Here is a 19946-nt window from a genome sequence, read left to right on the forward strand (position 1 = left end):
TTCGATGACTTAAGTGTATGTCAAAACTTAAATAATGGCGATAAAATTTAAGTAATGGGTACATTTAATATTTTTTGATTCAAACTTCCATTTTGGTCAACATGCTTTTTTTATAACATAGTTGAATATCAAAAAAATATTAGCATATTAGTTCAAAATGGCTATGTATTGTTTTGTGAAATACATAGGTTTGAAATCTATATTAATTATGCACCAAATAATTTAATTAGACTCTATCGAAAATTTCCAAAATTTGCTTACTATCTTTCTAATTTTACTTTTATATTGTACACAATGCATAATAATAAGCGTTTTCATAGTGATTTTCATTATTTTCTTTTATTTTTCACTATTACCTTTTCAAAAATATTCAACTATAATAGTTATACTATCCATGATTTGAAAAAATACCATGTTAAAAATTTAAATGATAGATTTCAATATATATTAGGCAGGAGAGAGAAATATGACATGCCAACTTAAAATACATCATACATTATCGACAGTACCAAGTCGTAATATTAACCAGATTATGGTGTTATTCTCACTAACAAGCAAACTTAACATTACGATTAATGGTGAAACCAAAGACGTAAGTAATTATATAATTTTAATCAACCACGGTGATATTTATAATATTAACCACGGTGAAAATATTATCGAATTAAAGATACCAGTTTTATATTTTTATCAGCAAGACGAGGATTTCTTTAACGGTTACTTAGATCGCCACTTGCTACAATCCAGTAATTATATAAAATCTTTAATCGCTGATTTAATAAGTACCCCGACAAGCTCATCATTAATGGGGAAAAATATCGGACAAAGTATCATTGATACTTTACTTAAAGAAGCTTTTATAAAAATAGATCATGAATATTTACCGAATATAGCCTTAAGTAATCCTGTATTTATTGATTGCGTAAATTATATTCATAGTAATATTGATGCGCATTTATCTTTAAAAGATATTGCGATGCATTGTAACATCTCAGAATCATATTGTTCAAACTTATTTGTTCGATATTTGAGTATGAACTTTAAAGATTATTTTACAAGTATCAAACTCGTTAATGCCATCAATTTATTACTTTCTACAAAACATTCTATTACAACTGTTTCAGAATTGGCTGGTTTCAACAGTCATACAAATTTTGCAAATCAATTTAAAAATTACTTAAACTCCAGTCCGAAGCAGTTCCGTTCACTCGTTTCCAAAATTACAGAACCACCGCAAATACATTTCCAACACGATAACGTATCACAGTTTACTGAGTTAATTTCAAAAATCGATTTAACTGCTCAGCTAGCCACAAATACAACAGATATTAATATAGATGATTTTGACCCGAAAGATCGAAGTCAACGCGCAAAAGTATTTGTTCGTTTTAGTAATTTTAATGAACTCTTTCAATTTATTTTCAATGAGTATTACGATATAAACTTTGAACATTTACCAAAACCCGTCGTCTTCATTGATGATATTCACGATATTGAAGTGAGTCAAACCAATTATAATCTTTTAAATAGATGTTTTGAAAAGCTTTTCGAAAAAAATATAGGCTTAGCCATCGCTATCAAATCTACACAACAATTTGAAACGATGAAACAACTGATTTTAACCTTTTTACAAGGTAACCAAGATTATAAAACAAGCAAAAAACTAGTCAAATTCATGTTGGTATTTTGCTCAAATTCTATGACAGCTGAAGAAATTCATCTATGTCATCTTAAAATTAAAAATAAAAACAAAGAAATCAAGTATAGTGTAACTGTTGATGGTTTTTTAGAAACATATTCAACCGTTGAACAAGTTTATGATGTCATGCAACGTCTTAAATTCCATTATTACTTTATTGATATTGAAAATTCAAAAACAGCAGAACAGCTCATTACTAAAAATCAGCACTATCATCAGACTGATACTCATTTTGAACAGTACAAAAAATTTATATTAGATTCAGGTATTTCATCAACTCAGTTTGTATATAACAATCTGTCAGTAAGTGGTTTTAAATATACTAATGATGGTAAAAATCCAATTCAATTGTCCGACATCGTATATCATTTAATCGCATTACTCCGTTATGGTGGCGGAATAAGTTATCAATTATTAGATGATCATTCGAATTATATATCTTTGTATAACAAGTATGGTAGCCCCCTTCCATTAATGCATCTATATAAGATGTTCAGAGCTTTTGTAAATGAGGACATAGAAATAACTAATAATTATGTATTGAGTCGTAAAGATAATAATTACCACTTCTTATTATTCAATAAAATTAACGATCGCTATATGTCAGATGTAAAACAAGATTTCATTTTTCATAATGAACTACCACAAGATTCATTAATGATCATTAAGACTTTGAATCATGAACATGGTTCAATTCAACATTTGCTGCCAATGAGTGACAAACTTGTCTACATTGAAAAAGAAATTTTAGATGAATTAGACAAAACTAATTATCCTAAAACAGAACTTGCTGTCCAGGAGGAATCAGGTAAAACTTTTGAGCTTAAGTTAAACCATGATGAAGTGAAATATATTTGCTTCAAACCAAGCTAAAATAAACTCTCGTGTTTAGCACCTTATATTAAAGGCTATTTATATTGTAAGGAGATGGTTTAATATGAGTAACCAACATGCAATTCAAGCAATAGAAGATGTTTTATCAACGTCAAAAGTCGGTGTTTTATCAACTGCATTTAATAATAAACCTAATAGTAGATATATGGTTTTCTATAATGATGGTCTTACATTGTACACTAAGACCAATATTCATTCTGCAAAGGTAAAAGAAATTAAAGAAAACCCAGCAGCCTATGTATTGTTAGGTTACAATGATACGACAAATCGCAGTTTCGTTGAAATGGAAGCCACGATAGAAGTAGTTACTGATCGAAAAGTAATCGATTGGTTATGGGAGACTCAAGATAAAAGCTTTTTCAGTTCAAAAGAAGATCCAGAACTTTGTGTTTTAAAGGTGACACCACAATCTGTTAAATTGATGAATGACAAATCATTAGACACACCTATCAAAATCGATTTATAACACAAAGTGTATATAGGAAATAACTTTTATGTATTCTAGCTATAACAATGTTAAACACTTGAAATAACTCGTTATAATTAAAGTTTTTAATATCTTTACAATTCAATTTGCAATGTATTGTTTTTTAGACACACTTTATTCACATTTAACGTGATTAGGGTGTGTCTTTTTAAATTAATTTTATGTAATATAAATACTGCATTTGCAAACTGTTGCACTTTTAGGTATAACAGAATTAACTACATTTAAGGAGATTGATGAACCATGAAAAAGAAAAAAGGTTTTGGTCTTGGTATTAGTTTAATCGCCATCATGTTAATTGTATGTATTGTATTAGTAATCATGATGATGACTGGCGGAAAGAAAGATACATATTATGGAATTATGAAAGATAATACTACTATTGAAAAAATGATTAGTGAAAAAGATGAAAGTATTGAAAAAAATGTTAAATTACCTTCAGATTCAGATGTTAAAGTTAAAAAAGGTGATTTTGTAATTGTTTATAAATTAGCAGATTCAGATAAAATTGTTAAAGTAAAAAAAGTTGACCATGATGACGTCCCTCACGGTTTAATGATGAAAATTCATGACATGGGCAAAATGCACATGAAACACTAATTGTAATTTAAATTACAAATTTTTGTTGCCATCAAGGTATATAAGAGTAAAAGCAGCGGTAAGTTGATTTCCAATTTGGAATCATTTTACTGCTGCTTTTTATATTTGAAATACTTTCATATTGAATGGGTCCACTTGTGGTTCGCCTGCGCTTTGCGCATGCATAAAAGCCCCTAACAACCATTGGTTGTTCCTCTTGTGGTTCGCCTGCGCTTTGCGCATGCATAAAAATCCCTAACAACCATTGGTTGTTCCTCTTGTGGTTCGCCTGCGCCTTGCGCATGCATAAAAGCCCCTAACAACCATTGGTTGTTCCTCTTGTGGTTCGCCTGCGCCTTGCGCATGCATAAAAGCCCCTAACAACCAGAGGTTGTTCCTCTTGTGGTTCGCCTGCGCCTTGCGCATGCATAAAAGCCCCTAACAACCAGAGGTTGTTCCTCTTGTGGTTCGCCTGCGCCTTGCGCATGCATAAAAGCCCCTAACAACCAGAGGTTGTAAGGGGCTCTAAATGTCAGATAGTAATTTTTTTAAATTGATTTTAAATATTCTTGACCTTTTTCTCTATCGTATACATTTTCCCATTTAGCAATAACTACTGTTGATAATGCGTTTCCAATTACGTTTACGCATGTACGAACCATATCTAATATACGGTCAACACCAATAATTAATGCTAAACCTTGTGCTGGCAAGCCCATTGCACCTAATGTTGTAAGTAACACAACAATTGATGTACCTGGTACTGCTGCCATACCTTTAGATGTAATCATTAACGTTAGCATCAAAACAATTTGTTCTGACAATGTTAAATGCATACCATACATTTGTGCAACGAATAATGCTGCGATTGATTGATACAACGCAGAACCATCTAAGTTAAATGTATAACCAATTGGTATAACGAAAGATGTAATGTCTTTAGGTGAACCGAAGTTTTCCATTTTCTTCATCATTACAGGTAATACAGCTTCTGAGCTTGATGTTGAAAAAGCTAACAGCAGTTCACTTTTTAAAATCTTAATAATGCTCATAATATTAATACGACACATCCATGCAACTATTCCAAGTACAACGAATACGAAGAATACCATTGCAAAGACAACTACTAATACTAATTTTAATAGTGGTAATAATGCTGATGCACCAAATGTAATAATTGTAGTACAAATGAATGCAAACACACCAAGTGGTGCTAATTTCAAAATTTTATTAATCATCCAGAACACAGCTTCTAATGATCCACTTAAGAAATCTTTAACTGGTTCTGCTTTTTTACCTACTGCAGCTAATCCTAATCCAAAGAAAACTGCGAAGAAGATAATCGGTAACAATTCACCTTTATTCAAAGCTTCAAAAAAGTTTGTTGGAATAATATGTACAATGGTATCAATAAAATGATTACCATATGTAGATTGTTCTGCTGCATGAGCAGTTGATTGATATTTAGAAATATCACCTTTAGGTAACTTATTTGGGTCTAATCCAGCACCTGGTTTAAACAGGTTACCGAAGATAATCCCTAAACCTATTGCGATTGTTGTAATAATTTCAAAGTAAAGTATTGTTTTCCAGCCATAACGCCCTACAGTTTTCGATTCCCCAACGTTCGAAATAGAAAGCGCTAGTGAGCAAAATACAACCGGTATAACGATCATTTTAATTAAATTTAAAAATACATCGCCAAATGGTTTAATATAATTTGCTACATTCTCTTGTCCATATAATAAAAGTCCTACGACAACACCTAACACTAATGCAATAACTACTTGCATAGGTAGGCTAATTTTTCTCTTGAATAGAGCCATAGTACAAACTCCCCTTCATCTGACATCACTCAATTATATCAGATAATTGATAATTATCTATAAAAATTTAAACTATTTAAACTTTATAGATGTCAAAATTGACAATTTTTCATATCAAAACTGTATAATACAAACAATTAAAACTCAACAAATTTATCGCTAGTGCTATATAAATGTTCTATTTTACTTTGAAGGCTTGTAATTTTGATTAAAATATTTATGCTTAGCAGTTTTTAAGCTTTTCTTAGTTTCAGTATCAAAGCCCTCAACAAATAAACCTTTATATGTACTAATTGGTTGAACTATATAAGTTACACCCGGTTCATCTTTAAAAGTAACTTCTTTATAGTAGAGACCTTTTTTTGCACTATAAAGTGTCTCTTCAGACTTAATTTTATTTTTCAAATTTTTCTCTTCTAAATAACTGTCAATTAGTTGAATATTCTTGTGGCCCTGATAAGTCTTTAGACCAAAGAAAAATGCAACTGCAACAATTAATGAAATAAATAATATGATGACAACTTTAAAGACATTGCTTTTCTTCTTCATTATACGACTCCTTTTTGATTATCTGTTCAGTATGAACGAATAAATTTATTTAATAAAGAGATTTTACCAGATTGTAACAATTTTTTTATTCACAATTTTAATGATGAAATTTGAATTTCAAATGCACATCTTTTATTAAATTTAATAACAAATCACATTTTACTATTAATTAAAATAATTGACTACTTTGAACGATTAAGATTGATATAATTGCATTCGTGGCAATTGTAAAAAACTTTCAATCCGCCTATTACCGATAAAAATACTAGGTTATAATTTAGAATTGTATTTTTTAACATTAAAATTCAATTTAAGACAATTCGATGATTGCGATGAAATCAGTACTTGACAACTATTACACTTCATAATATTGTTTATTTTAACAAGGAGTGATTGGATGTATGTAGAAAACAGTTATCTTAGTAAACAGCTATGTTTTTTATTTTACGTTTCTTCAAAAGAAATAATCAAAAAATATACAACATATCTGAAAGAGTATGATTTAACCTATACAGGTTACATTGTTTTAATGGCGATTGAAAATGATGAGAAACTTAACATCAAAAAATTAGGTGAACGTGTCTTCCTTGATTCTGGAACATTGACACCATTACTAAAGAAATTAGAAAAGAAAGATTATGTCGTTCGCACACGTGAAGAGAAAGACGAAAGAAACCTTCAAATTTCACTAACAGAACATGGTAAAGAAATCAAAGAGCCACTGACAGAAATTTCGATTAAAGTATTTAAAGAATTTAATATTTCAGGTCCTGAAGCATCTGAATTAATCCAAAATTTGCGTAATTTTGTTTCTAAAAATTTCGACAATTACGACAAAAAGTAATACCCCTTTTTGCATAAGAATAAGGGCAGAATTAGGAATAAATATCTTTATTCATTATCTTTTACATTGTTACGTGAATTTCGATGCTTATTTCGTTTGCCCTGATTCTTATTGCATCATCCTACCTATACATATTGATTATTTATCCCCTTTTACTTTATCTTTTTATTTCCTACTCATATAATGACTTTATACAACAAATATAATGATGGAAGTGATTATAATGAATTTCAATCAATTCGATAGTCAAAACATTTTTAATAATAATCCAAGTGATACATTTAAAGATTTAGGTAAACAAGTATTTAATTATTTCTCTTCACCCACGTTCCCCACAAATATATATGACATAGATAATGTTTTTTATTTAGAATCTGAATTAGCTGGTGTTAATAAAGAAGATATCCAAATAGATTTCAATAATGATGTTTTAACAATACAAGCTGTTAAACATTTAAAACATCCAGATGAAAATTTAACTTTAGATGAACGAAAAGCTAATCAATTATATCGTCAATTCGATTTTGAAAATATTGATAAAAATAAAATTACTGCAAATTTTGAAAATGGTCTTTTAACAATGACATTACCTAAAATTCAACCAAATCAAGATACGTCATCATCAACAACAATTCCGATTTCTTAATCAAATACAATCAAGCCTTAATATCATGCTCCTACTTAGGCACATGAAGATTAAGGCTTTTTAAATATCTTAATTTTAATAATGCTTATTAACTCATTTTTTCCAAAGTGCCATATTCTTTCTGATACAAATGTCGCATCGTTAATAATGCGATGACGCCAAACAAAGCCAGAAAAATAAATGCGAGGTGACTTGAGCCAGTTAAATTAGCAACATATGTTATAACTAATGGCGGGAAGAATCCTCCTAAACCACCCATCATGGATACGATACCATTCGCCGAACCAGCTTCATTTGAAAAGTATGATGGTACTAATTTAAAGATTAAACCATTACCGATTCCGGCACAGACACTAATCGTTAAACAACCTGCAGTAAATAACGCGATATGATCAGAGATGCCTAATATAACTGCCCCTATAATCATCACTATAAAATCTATCATCAGTACTTTAACTGCATTAAATTTATCTCCTAATATACCACCAACAGGTCTTAAAAATGTTGCAAGGGCAATAAACACACCTGAACGAATTCCTGCATCTACCTTATCAATACCAAAATGGTTCACTAAATAGTTTGGTAAGAATATACCAAATGCTACAAAAGCACCAAATGTAATAAAATACCATAAGCTTAAATAATATAACTTATAGTTTTTTGAGAGTGTTCTCATTTGGGACATAAGCGGCACTTTAACTTTACGTTCTTGTGCATCTCCAAAGATAAACATGATTAATGCGAACAACGCAATAATAATCAAATAGCTTCTAACTGTTGTTTGCCAACCAATGATGCCAGCTATCGGTGGTGCTAAAAAAGAAGAAACCGCTGTCCCAATATTTCCCATACCATAAATACCATTTGCTAATCCTACTTTTTCTTTAGGAAAATACTTCGGTACAGATGTTACCCCAACTGAGAAAATCGCGCCACCTACACCAAGGAAAAATCCTGACGCCATTAACATACCCGGTGTTTGTGCTTGGCTTAAGAAAAATATCGGGAATAACAATACGATAAAACTAGTAAAGAATACCCATTTAGCGCCAACAATGTTTGTTAGATAACCAAATGGCACACGGAGCACCGATCCCAAAATTACTGGTATGGCTAAAATCATTGAGATTTGTCCTTCTGAAACATTTACATCTTGTTTAATGAATGGCATTAACGGCGCTATAATACTCCACGCCATGAACCCAACAACTAAACTTAAAGTTTGTAATGTTAGTTGAAAGCCACCTTTTGTTTTATACATACGTTTCACCTTCATCATAATAATATATTTTTAATAGATACCAATACTCTGTCTATAAGTTAGAGGTCAATGTTATTTAAAAATGCCTTCAAATGTTTGAAAACATTATTCATAGACAAAGTATTGATTATATATTTATTTTATAATGATTGTGAAAAACTGAACATAAGGACATTCCCTTATTTAGATGGCAATTTCCCCTAAACAATGTACCTCCTTATTCAAAAAGACAATCTTTTATCATGATTTAAAAACTAAAATTCCCTATTAAGTAAAGTCCCCCCATTACCAAACATAAAATAGGTTATATTTTCTTCTTGAGTATCACGTTACGTCACCCTTTATGATAACTATATAAGGAGGGATACAATGTACAAAATCAACATTATTAGAAGCGATTATATATATAATCAATTGTTAGAAATACCATTAAATGAGCGTATATCATTTTTCACAAATGAAATTTTAGTACCGTTTAAAGGAAAGTTCGATGCGCAAAATATTCCAATTCAAAATGACAAGACGCCATCATTTAGTGCAATTCAATTATTAGATGCATTCCAGAAATCACCAGAGCACATGAATGATTCCGATAAATCTTCAATTCAATGCTTTGATGACTTATTTTGGCACAACTGTGAACAATATTTAAAAAATGCTATAAATCATTTTGAAAAGTACGGTATTAAATCTAAAATATCCAATTATAACTTCACTGCTTTACTTGGAGATAGTAAAAAGCCATTGATGTATCTAAACGAAAATCGCTGTGGCGACGGTGGTATCCCAGGTTATATTATGATTTACTTAGTACCGAGTCCAAGTACTTTAAATTCGCTAAAAAGCATTATTGCACATGAGACAAATCATAATATGAGATACCAATATGTTAAATGGGATGGTGGCAGTCTTCTTGAATTAATTATTTCGGAAGGTTTAGCTGAAAATTATGTAGAGACATTATATGGTCAAAATTATATTGGTCCTTGGGTAACAAATATAGACTGGGATAGTGATAATATTAAAATCAAAGAAATCATTTATAATCATTTACATTTGAATCATATGTTTGATGCGCTACCTTACCTCTATGGCGACGAAATAAGTACACTTCAAGGTAGACAACCCGTTGGCTTACCGCACGCTGCAGGATATGCTTGTGGCTATTACTTAATAAAATATTTTTTTAAAGAAGACTGGGATTCCAATTGAAAAGGCTACAATTATGCCGGCTAAAAAAATCATGAATGAGGTGACCGAATTTTGGCATACACATACACTATAAAAGACATCACGAAGATTACAGGTGTCACAAAAAGAACCTTACATTATTATGATGAAATTGGCTTATTATCTCCAAAGAAAAACAATAAAAATTATCGTATTTATGAACAACAAGATTTAGAAAAGTTACAAAAAATTTTAGTGTTTAAATCTTTAGACTTAGATATTTCTAAAATAAAGCAATATATTTCATATGAAAATGATGAACTTCGCAAAATATTATCTGAAGAACTTACAAATTTGGATAAAAAAATTTCTGACTTGCAAGCTATACAACAATCAATAAATAATTTTGTAAATGGTGATTCACTTTTGAATTCTGGTATTCTAAATAACCCGTTACAATCACAATATGATACTGAAGCTTCAATAAAGTATGGTAATACAAAAGCATATCAATCATTTATTAAACGTCAAGACAGCCTTCAAATTGGTGATATACAACATGAAATGACATCATTATTCAATCAATTTAATCAAATGTCTTTAAATAATCATCCAATTCAAGCTTGCCGAGATATCGTATTAAAATGGAAAGCATTGATGATTTCCATTGCAGATTTTGATGATAGAACTTTATGTTGTATTGCTAAAACATATGAAAATGATACTCGCTTTAAAGATTATTTTAGTACTTATCATAATGAAAATTTAACGTCGTACATTTCAAAAGCTGTCCATTACTTTTTATGTAAATAAGGTACTTATAATCAATTTAAAACGATATAAATTCGAACACAAATAATCATATTATATTTCTCGCGTCCAACAATATTAGACAAAACACAAATCTATTTATGATGCCGAACAAGCTATATGCAGTTGATAGACCACATTATAAGAGCGCCAGGAGATGTTGATGTTTTCATCTTCTGACGCTCTTTATAACAACTAAAAATCTAACAGTTTCTTTTTCAAAGCATATTCAACGAGTTCTGGTTTACTTTTCAATCCAAGCTTCGTCATTATGTGTGTCTTATGCGCTTCTACTGTCTTCACTGATACAAATAATTTCTCGGCGATTTCCTTATTACCATAACCTTTTGCAATGAGAGGCAATATCTCCAATTCTCTTTTTGATAAAATTTTAAAAGGATCCGATGTATTAACTTGATCATGAATCGAATTAGATACAAACTCATTCACTAAAGATGTTGTGAGTTTCATATCTACATAAGTTTCGCCTTTGTATACAGTTCTTATAGCTAACAATAACTGTTCATCTGGTGCATTTTTTAATATGTAACCTTTGGCGCCATTACGTAACACATGGAATAAATATTCCTCATCATCAAACATCGTTAATATTAAAATTTTGGTTTCTGGAAAACTATCAGCAATTTTACTCGTAGCGATAAGTCCTGATTCTCCAGGTGGCATGCTCAAATCTAAAAGCAAAACATCCGGTCTAAATTCCATAACTTTCTGATAAGCCTCAACACCGTCTGCAGCTGTTGCAACTACTTCCATATCATCCTGATAATTTAAAATCATCGAAAATCCTGTACGCACTACAGCGTGATCATCAGCAATTACTATTTTCAATTTTATTCCCCCACTGCATGTTTCAAATTGGAATACTTAATCTAACTTTGGTACCTTCACCAATCTTTGTTTCAATATCCACAATACCATTCACAAGTTCTGCACGCTCATTCATCCCATACAAGCCAAGACCTGACCCTTTAGGTTTCGAACTAGGATCAAATCCATTCCCATAATCTATAACTTCTGCGACTAAATGTTGACCTTGCTGACAAATCGTAACATGTATGTCATTAATATCAGCATATTTCAACGCATTTAATGTAGCTTCTTGTACAACTCGATAAACAACTGTTTCAATTTCACTATCAAAGCGTACATTCTTAATATTAGAATGATACCTTATGTTGATTCCATAATTTTCCTCAAACTGCTTAAAATACGATTTGAACGCTGCCTCAAGTCCTAAATCATCAAGTGAAGCTGGACGTAATTCTACTGACATATTTCGTATGTCATCGATTAATTTTGCAACGATATATTCAATATTCTCAGCATCTTTAAGTAGTTTTTCTTTATCCTGTTGATATTTTAATAGGCGTAATTGTACATCTACATTTAACATTTCTTGAATGACACTATCATGTAATTCCCTCGATATTCGCTTACGTTCATTTTCCTGAGCAGAAATTGTTTTACGCATCATACGTTGTTGATGTAGCTTTTCTTGTTGTTCGATTTGAGACGATACATTTTGTAAAGTAAACGCGTGAATGCCTTTGTCAGGATCAATAGTTTGATACGTCGCTGTAAAAGGCATTACTTTGTGGTCTTTCGTCTTCATAAACACTTGAAAATTAGATGCTTGAACTTGCATAGATTGCAAGAAGCAATCTTGACATGACTGTACATCATACGCATTAGAATACCCTTCACATCTATGGCAAATTGCATTGGTTACTGCACTATAGTTATCTTTTTCAGATAAAATATCCTTTGCTGCATCATTCATTGCAATGATTTTCCCACTATCATCAACAAATACTATTTTTTCAATCGAATGTTCATAATACTTTTTTAGTAATACGTCTAATTGAATTTCATCATCACATGTCATTGCTTTCACCCTAATTACTTTCGTTATTTATCATCATTGAAAATGCCAAATTTATACTGAATATCTTCATAATCGAAAATTTTCGGCAATGGGCGTCCATCTCTTTGGCCAAATAGCAACACGCCATAAACTTGATTTTTATACCATAATGGAACAGCAAATACTGCCGTTAATGATTCACTCAATAATATTGGATAATCAATCTTTTCTTCAGGTCCTAACGCCAAACCTACATTTGCAATTATCATACGTTTTCCTGTTTTCATAACAGTTCCAGCTAAGCCTTTACCTTTTCTTAAAATAATCAATTTAAAGCGATTATTTTTATTACCTGAAACATAATGCCATTTAATTGGAGATGAAGGTTTATTAGATTCATAGAAAGCGATTGCCGCAAAATCATACCCTTCTTCTTTGCGTATTTTATCTAATGTCTCTTGAAAACTTTGATCTTCAATCATTGCTTCTGGTGTCAATTCTCTCACCTCTTATGTTCACGCTTTATTTTTACGGTAAATAATATATCTACGATTTATATATGTCAAAGGTACACTCCACACATGTACTAAACGTGTGAATGGCCAACATGCCATAATTGTAAATCCTAATATTATATGAATTTTAAATGCGATTGGCACACCACTCATTAACTCTGCATCTGGTTTCAACATAAATAATTGTCTAAACCAAATTGATAATGATGTACGGTAATTAAAGTCAGGATGTTGCCCATTTGTTACAAGTGTCGCATAACATCCCATAAATACGATAATTAATAATAAGACATTTACAAAAATATCCGACGCAGAACTTAATTTACGTATACTCTTTGTAGTAATACGTCTAGCCGTTAATAAAAACATACCAATCAGCGTTATTATACCAAATATACTACCAATATACACAGCGCCAATATGATATAAATGTTCTGAAATACCGAAGGCATCCATCCAAGATTTAGGAATCAATAACCCAACAATATGCCCGAAAAATACCGGTATAACCCCTAAATGAAATAATAAGCTTCCCCACATCAATTGCTTTCTTTCAATTAATTCTGTCGATTTTGCCGTCCACGAAAACTTATCATAACGATAACGTCCAATATGCCCTGCTATGAAAATGACTAGGCATAAATAAGGGAATATAACCCACAAAAATTGATTAAGCATGATGTCCCACTCCTTTAGATGCTGTCAAACATAATTTCAATGTCTTTCTTAATGCCTGAATCACATAAGCGTATGGATTATTCTCTTTACCAAGTGCATTCGCCATCACATAAGTTCCGTCTTCAATAATCATAATAACTAATTGGATATTCTCTTCAGCTCTTGGATCATTTCGCCATTCTGCTACTTGTAAAAATTGCAGCATCAACGGTAGATAATCAGAGAGTTCATTATCTACCATTTCCAGTCCAAACATCTCGTACAACACCTTTAGTTTTGCTAACATTTGTCCACGTTCTTTTTGTGTATCAAACTTGTTATACGTCATATATAATGGTGCTTTTTTTGTAAAATCAAATGTATCTGTATAAATCGCTTTAATTTCTGATAATGAAAATGTCATCATTACATTTCTGAATGCAATTAAATCGTCAAACCCTGGGTGATGTTCCGAAATAGTTTCTTCAAAAGTCATCGGATGAAACGTTAACTTATCTGGAAAACATAACTGTTGTGCCATATATCCAAAACTTTCTTGATATTTTTTAAAATTATCGAAATTAATCACGGAAAATCCCTCCATAGAAATTCTCATTATAAATTTCTTGACCAGTTTTCCCTGAACCTACTGCGACTCCACAACCTTCACAGTTATCTCCAAAATGTTCGCCACCATAGTTATATCCCGTACTACCTTGTGCATGATACGTATCCAAGTATGTTTCTTTATGAGAAGTAGGAATGACAAATCGGTCTTCATATTTTGCTAGACCTAGTAAGCGATACATATCTTCAGTTTGTCGTTCAGTTAAACCTAAGCGTTCTAAACGTGATGTATCAAATGCTTGTTGTGTAACTTGAGATCTCATGTAACTTCTCATCATTGCCATACGTTGTAAAGCTTCTTTTACTGGTTTTGTATCTCCTGCAGTGAAAATATTTGCTAAATATTCAATCGGCAAACGCATTTCTTCAATAGCTGGAAAAATGCTATCAGGATTTTGATTTGTATTTTTTCCTTCGAAATAGCTCATAATTGGGCTAAGCGGCGGACAATACCAAACCATCGGCATCGTTCTAAATTCAGGATGTAATGGAAATGCTAACTTATATTCAATTGCTAACTTATAAATCGGTGAGTTTTGCGCTGCTTGAATCCAGTCATAACCAATGCCATCTTTTTCAGCTTGAGCAATGACTTCTTCATCAAATGGATCTAAAAATAAATCCAGTTGTTTTTCATATAGATCATTTTCATCAACTGCTGATGCAGCTTCATGGACTCGATCCGCGTCATACAATAAAACGCCTAAATAACGCATACGTCCTGTACAAGTTTCAGAACATACTGTAGGCATTCCTGCTTCAATTCTTGGGAAACAGAATGTACACTTTTCAGCTTTGTTCGTTTTCCAATTGAAGTAAACTTTTTTATATGGACAACCTGTCATACAGTATCGCCAACCTCGACATGCGTCTTGGTCGACTAACACAATGCCGTCTTCGTCACGTTTATACATAGCACCTGAAGGACATGATGCAACACAACTTGGATTCAAGCAATGTTCACATAAACGTGGTAAATACATCATAAAAGTTTCGTCAAATTGGAATTTAATATCTTCTTCTATTTTTTGGATGTTAGGATCTTTTGGACCTGTAACATGACCACCTGCTAAGTCATCTTCCCAGTTAGGTCCCCATTCAATTTCAATGTTATCCCCTGTAATTTCTGAATACGCTCTAGCAACTGGCGAATGCTTCCCTGATTTCGCAGTTGTTAAATGTTCATAATTATAGTTCCATGGCTCATAATAATCTTTAATTAATGGCATATCTGGGTTATAAAAAATTTTACCTAATGCAATTTTTGAAATTCTACTTCCAGATTTTAATTCGAGTTTCCCTTTACGATTTAGTACCCAACCACCTTTGTAGTGTTCTTGGTCTTCCCAACGTTTCGGATACCCTACACCTGGCTTTGTTTCTACGTTGTTGAACCACATGTACTCAGCACCTGGGCGATTTGTCCAAGTGTTTTTACATGTCACACTACACGTATGGCATCCTATGCATTTATCTAAATTTAATACCATCGCAACTTGCGCTTTAATCTTCAAGCCAATTAACCTCCTTCATCTTTCTAACTGCTACATATAAATCCCTTTGGTTCCCAATTGGTCCATAATAATTAAAGTGATAACTAATTTGTGCGTATCCTCCGACTAGTTGTGTTGGTTTCAAATGAATTCTAGTCGGCGCGTTGTGTGAACCACCACGTGTATCTGTAATTTCTGACCCAGGCGTTTGAATATGTTTATCTTGTGCATGATACATAAACATTGTGCCTTTAGGCATACGATGCGAAATAACTGCTCTTGCCGTTACAACACCATTACGGTTATACACTTCTAGCCAATCATTATCTTGGATATCGTGTTTTTCAGCATCTTCATTTGATATCCAAACCGTTGGACCACCTCTAAATAATGTCAACATATGCTTATTATCTTGATACATTGAGTGTATATTCCATTTTCCATGAGGCGTTAAATAACGCAGTACCAAAGCATCTGTACCACCTTTAATTTTCTTATCTCTATTACCAAATACCATTGGTGGCAATGTCGGTTTATATACTGGTAAGCTTTCTCCAAATTGTTGGAAAACTTCGTGATCCACATAATAACTTTGACGTCCTGTTAATGTTCTAAAAGGTACTAGACGTTCTATATTCGTTGTAAATGGTGAATATCGTCGACCTTGTTTATTTGAACCTGGAAATACTGCTGTCGGTATGACTTCTCGTGGTTGTGAAGTTATATTTAAAAACGAAATTTTCTCAGCAGCGCGTTCGCTAGAGATATCTTTTAACGGCATTCCAGTTTGTTCTTCGAGATCTTCATATGATTTTTGTGATAATTTACCATTCGTAGCAGATGAAATACTTAAGATTGCATCAGCTACATTACGCGCTGTATCAATACGTGGACGATTCGCTCTCACAGATTCATCATTTGTATCACTCCACGTACCTAACATACTTTTTAATTCTTCATATTGTTCACTGACACCGAAACTTACACCATGTGCTCCAACTTTCCCTTTTTCAAGTACAGGACCAAGCGTCACATATTTGTCGTAAATTTTAGTGTAGTCGCGTTCTACAATTGCAAAGTTAGGCATTGTACGTCCAGGTACCGCATCAATTTCACCCTTCGACCAATCTTTCACTACGCCATATGGTGTTGAAATTTCTTGTTTCGTATCATGACTAAGTGGTGTTGTCACTACATCTTTAAACGTTCCAGGTAAATAGTCTTTTGCCATTTCTGAAAATGCTTTTGCCAACGTTTTATAAATATCCCAGTCTGAACGCGATTCCCATAATGGATCTATAGCTGGATTGAAGGGATGTACATATGGATGCATATCTGTAGATGATAAATCATGTTTTTCGTACCATGTTGCTGCAGGTAATACAATGTCAGAATATAAAGGTGTTGCTGTCATTCTGAAATCTAAAGAAACGACTAAATCTAATTTGCCTGTTGTTTCCTCACGCCATTTAATTTCTTCTGGTTTATCATCTTCATTCGGTGTGGCTAATAAACCTGATTTTGTTCCAAGCAAATGCTTCATAAAGTATTCTTGTCCTTTTGCAGAACTTGAGATTAGATTTGAGCGCCATATAAACAGTGATTTCGGATGGTTCTTTTTCAAATCCGGATCTTCGATTGCAAATTGCGTTTGTTTTGACTTAACTTCATCTATCGCGCGTTTTAAAATCTCTTCATTTGAATTTACGCCTTCATCTTTTGCTTCTTCTGCGAACAACAAGCTATTTTTATTAAATTGTGGATATGATGGTAACCAACCAAGTCGAGCTGCTAATACATTATAATCAGCTGGATGTTGATGTTTTAAATCTTCTGATTTAGCTAAAGGTGATTTCAAACGTTCTACATTCGATTCTTCATACTTCCATTGATCTGTCGCAAAATAGAACCAACTTGTACCATTTTGCAATCGTGGTGGCCCTTGCCAGTCTTTCGCAAAAGCAACTGTGCTCCACCCTTCTATTGGACGACATTTCTCTTGCCCAACATAATGAGCCCAACCGCCACCATTCACACCTTGACAGCCACATAATAAAACTAAATTTAAGATTGAACGATAAATCGTATCTGAGTTAAACCAATGGTTAATACCTGCACCCATGATAATCATTGAACGTCCTTCAGTATCGATAGCGTTTTGCGCAAATTCTTTAGCTACTTGAATGACGACACTTTGTTTTACACCTGAAATTGCTTCTTGCCAAGCAGGTGTATATTTTGATTCTGTATCGTCATAACCTTTTGATTCTAATTCATGATTAAAACGTCGAACGCCATATTGACTCGCCATTAAGTCAAAAATTGTAGCAATACGGACTTTGTCACCATTTGCTAAAGTGACTTGTCGAGTTGGAATTGGACGATTGAATATCCCATCTCCATCACTATCAAAGTATGGGAATTGAATTGTTTCTAATTCGTATACACCATCTGCCATAGATAACGTAGGATTAATTTTAGAACCATCTTCTGTTTCTAGTTTCAAGTTCCACTTTTTACCTTCTTCCCAGCGTTGTCCCATTGTGCCATTAGGTACGACTAATTGATTACTAATTGCATCATATACAACTGGTTTCCATTCACCTTGTTCTGTCATTTGTCCTAAGTCACTAGCCCTTAAAAATCGACCAGCTTTATATCCATTTTCATCTTCATCTAACATGATGATAAATGGCATGTCTGTATATTGTTTAGCATAATTTATAAAACGTTCATTCGGCTGATTTACATAATGCTCTTGTAAAATAACGTGCGTCATTGCTTGAGCAATTGCAGCATCTGAACCAGGATTCGGTGCTAGCCAGTTATCTGCAAATTTCACATTTTCTGCATAATCAGGTGCTACTGAAATAACTTTTGTTCCTTTATAGCGAACTTCTGTCATAAAATGTGCGTCTGGCGTACGCGTTAGTGGTACATTAGACCCCCACATAATAATGTATGATGCATTGTACCAGTCACTTGATTCCGGTACGTCTGTTTGCTCACCCCAAATTTGCGGTGAGGCAGGTGGTAAATCAGCATACCAGTCATAGAAGCTTAACATTTCTCCACCTAGTAAATTGATAAATCGCGCACCTGCAGCATAACTAATCATTGACATCGCTGGAATAGGTGTAAATCCTGCGATTCGATCTGGACCATATTTTTTTATGGTATACAGTAATTGTGCTGCGATTATATCTGTAACGTCTTTCCAATTTGAGCGAACATGTCCACCCATACCACGTGCTTGTTTATATTGCTTTGCTTTATCTTCATTTTCAACAATAGACGCCCATGCGGCAACTCGATTACCATTATGTTCTTCTAATGCTTCAGTCCATAAGTCCCATAATTTCCCACGAATATATGGATATTTGATTCGAAGTGGACTGTATTCATACCAAGAGAATGACGCACCTCGTGGACATCCTCTCGGTTCATATTCAGGCATATCCGGACCACAACTCGGATAGTCAGTTTGTTGATTTTCCCAAGTAATAACACCATTTTTCACAAATACTTTCCAAGAACATGAGCCTGTACAGTTAACACCATGTGTTGTTCTTACTTCTTTATCGTGGCTCCAACGTTCTCTGTACATTTTTTCCCATTCTCTACTTTTACTTTCTAGGATTGACCAATTCCCATTAAATTTTTCTGTTGGCTTAAAGAAATTCAATCCAAATTTTCCCATATTTATATCCTCCTACGTATAAAAATACGATGTGTAGATGTCGTGTTTTTAAATACTTTAAAATGCCCAAGACTATTGCTTTAATTAGATTGTACATTTTTTCACAATCACAGAATATTAGGGAATTACCTAATAACTATAGGAATTTCCCTATCAATAACGGAATTTTATTGAAATACTACACAATCAGATATAGTCATACTTATTGCCAACCTAAATACTTCAAATTTGGTACAACGACAAATAAGGCTTCAACACGAATATATTCACTCGGTTGAAACCTTACTTATTCATTTTTAATAAA

Annotated in this window: 16 protein-coding genes and 1 pseudogene; 7 read left to right on the plus strand and 10 right to left on the minus strand. The window is 32.7% G+C overall.

Annotation, left to right across the window (positions count from 1 at the left end):
- Window positions 1-466: 466 nt before the first annotated feature.
- From rsp to ML436_12110, 3 genes are all read left to right on the plus strand, one after another.
- Window positions 467-2572 (plus strand): AraC family transcriptional regulator Rsp, encoded by a 2106-nt coding sequence (gene rsp, locus ML436_12100; protein ID UMT77858.1) that lies wholly within the window; start codon window positions 467-469, stop codon window positions 2570-2572.
- 64 nt (window positions 2573-2636) lie between these two features.
- Window positions 2637-3059 (plus strand): pyridoxamine 5'-phosphate oxidase family protein, encoded by a 423-nt coding sequence (locus ML436_12105; GenBank protein ID UMT77859.1) that lies wholly within the window; start codon window positions 2637-2639, stop codon window positions 3057-3059.
- A gap of 264 nt (window positions 3060-3323) precedes the next feature.
- Window positions 3324-3680, plus strand: a complete 357-nt coding sequence (locus ML436_12110; protein ID UMT77860.1) for a DUF4889 domain-containing protein — start codon at window positions 3324-3326, stop codon at window positions 3678-3680.
- Window positions 3681-4207: 527 nt separating this feature from the next.
- Here the strand turns inward: ML436_12110 and ML436_12115 are convergent.
- Window positions 4208-5485 (minus strand): cation:dicarboxylase symporter family transporter, encoded by a 1278-nt coding sequence (locus ML436_12115; GenBank protein ID UMT77861.1) that lies wholly within the window; start codon window positions 5483-5485, stop codon window positions 4208-4210.
- A gap of 183 nt (window positions 5486-5668) precedes the next feature.
- Window positions 5669-6034, minus strand: a complete 366-nt coding sequence (locus ML436_12120; protein ID UMT77862.1) for a DUF3139 domain-containing protein — start codon at window positions 6032-6034, stop codon at window positions 5669-5671.
- Between the two features lie 397 nt (window positions 6035-6431).
- On the opposite strand from ML436_12120, the gene ML436_12125 reads away from it, so the two are divergent.
- Together ML436_12125 and ML436_12130 are read left to right on the plus strand one after the other, a co-directional pair.
- Entirely contained in the window at window positions 6432-6878 is a 447-nt protein-coding gene (locus tag ML436_12125) for a MarR family transcriptional regulator (protein ID UMT77863.1), read from the plus strand.
- 208 nt (window positions 6879-7086) lie between these two features.
- A complete protein-coding gene (locus tag ML436_12130) occupies window positions 7087-7524 on the plus strand; it encodes an Hsp20 family protein (protein ID UMT77864.1) in 438 nt (145 codons plus the stop codon).
- 88 nt (window positions 7525-7612) lie between these two features.
- Here ML436_12130 and ML436_12135 read toward each other — a convergent pair whose 3' ends face one another.
- On the minus strand, window positions 7613-8785 hold the full coding sequence (locus ML436_12135; protein ID UMT77865.1) for a NarK/NasA family nitrate transporter: 1173 nt from the start codon (window positions 8783-8785) through the stop codon (window positions 7613-7615).
- A 369-nt stretch (window positions 8786-9154) separates the two neighbouring features.
- Here ML436_12135 and ML436_12140 point away from each other — a divergent pair.
- Together ML436_12140 and ML436_12145 are read left to right on the plus strand one after the other, a co-directional pair.
- Window positions 9155-10070, plus strand: a pseudogene (locus ML436_12140) (DUF2268 domain-containing protein).
- Entirely contained in the window at window positions 10049-10768 is a 720-nt protein-coding gene (locus ML436_12145; protein UMT77866.1) for a MerR family transcriptional regulator, read from the plus strand. Before ML436_12140 ends, ML436_12145 begins: the two are co-directional and overlap by 22 nt.
- A gap of 192 nt (window positions 10769-10960) precedes the next feature.
- Here the strand turns inward: ML436_12145 and nreC are convergent, their stop codons facing one another.
- Genes nreC through ML436_12180 form a run of 7 tightly spaced genes read right to left on the minus strand, consistent with a single transcriptional unit; the run spans window position 10961 to window position 19642 of the window.
- Window positions 10961-11614, minus strand: coding sequence for a nitrate respiration regulation response regulator NreC (gene nreC / locus ML436_12150; GenBank protein ID UMT77867.1), 654 nt, complete (start codon window positions 11612-11614; stop codon window positions 10961-10963).
- A gap of 22 nt (window positions 11615-11636) precedes the next feature.
- Window positions 11637-12671 carry a nitrate respiration regulation sensor histidine kinase NreB gene (gene nreB, locus ML436_12155; protein UMT77868.1) on the minus strand — a complete coding sequence of 345 codons (1035 nt, stop codon included), beginning with the start codon at window positions 12669-12671 and terminating at the stop codon, window positions 11637-11639.
- A gap of 23 nt (window positions 12672-12694) precedes the next feature.
- Window positions 12695-13147, minus strand: coding sequence for a nitrate respiration regulation accessory nitrate sensor NreA (gene nreA / locus ML436_12160; GenBank protein UMT77869.1), 453 nt, complete (start codon window positions 13145-13147; stop codon window positions 12695-12697).
- Between the two features lie 18 nt (window positions 13148-13165).
- Window positions 13166-13843, minus strand: a complete 678-nt coding sequence (gene narI / locus ML436_12165) for a respiratory nitrate reductase subunit gamma (protein ID UMT77870.1) — start codon at window positions 13841-13843, stop codon at window positions 13166-13168.
- Entirely contained in the window at window positions 13836-14411 is a 576-nt protein-coding gene (gene narJ, locus ML436_12170) for a nitrate reductase molybdenum cofactor assembly chaperone (protein ID UMT77871.1), read from the minus strand. The genes narI and narJ overlap by 8 nt, the downstream gene beginning before the upstream one ends.
- A complete protein-coding gene (narH, locus tag ML436_12175) occupies window positions 14404-15963 on the minus strand; it encodes a nitrate reductase subunit beta (protein UMT77872.1) in 1560 nt (519 codons plus the stop codon). Before narH ends, narJ begins: the two co-directional genes overlap by 8 nt.
- On the minus strand, window positions 15953-19642 hold the full coding sequence (locus tag ML436_12180) for a nitrate reductase subunit alpha (protein UMT77873.1): 3690 nt from the start codon (window positions 19640-19642) through the stop codon (window positions 15953-15955). The genes narH and ML436_12180 overlap by 11 nt, the downstream gene beginning before the upstream one ends.
- Window positions 19643-19946 lie beyond the last annotated feature (304 nt).

Source organism: Staphylococcus roterodami (genome assembly GCA_022493055.1).
Classification (GTDB): domain Bacteria; phylum Bacillota; class Bacilli; order Staphylococcales; family Staphylococcaceae; genus Staphylococcus; species Staphylococcus singaporensis.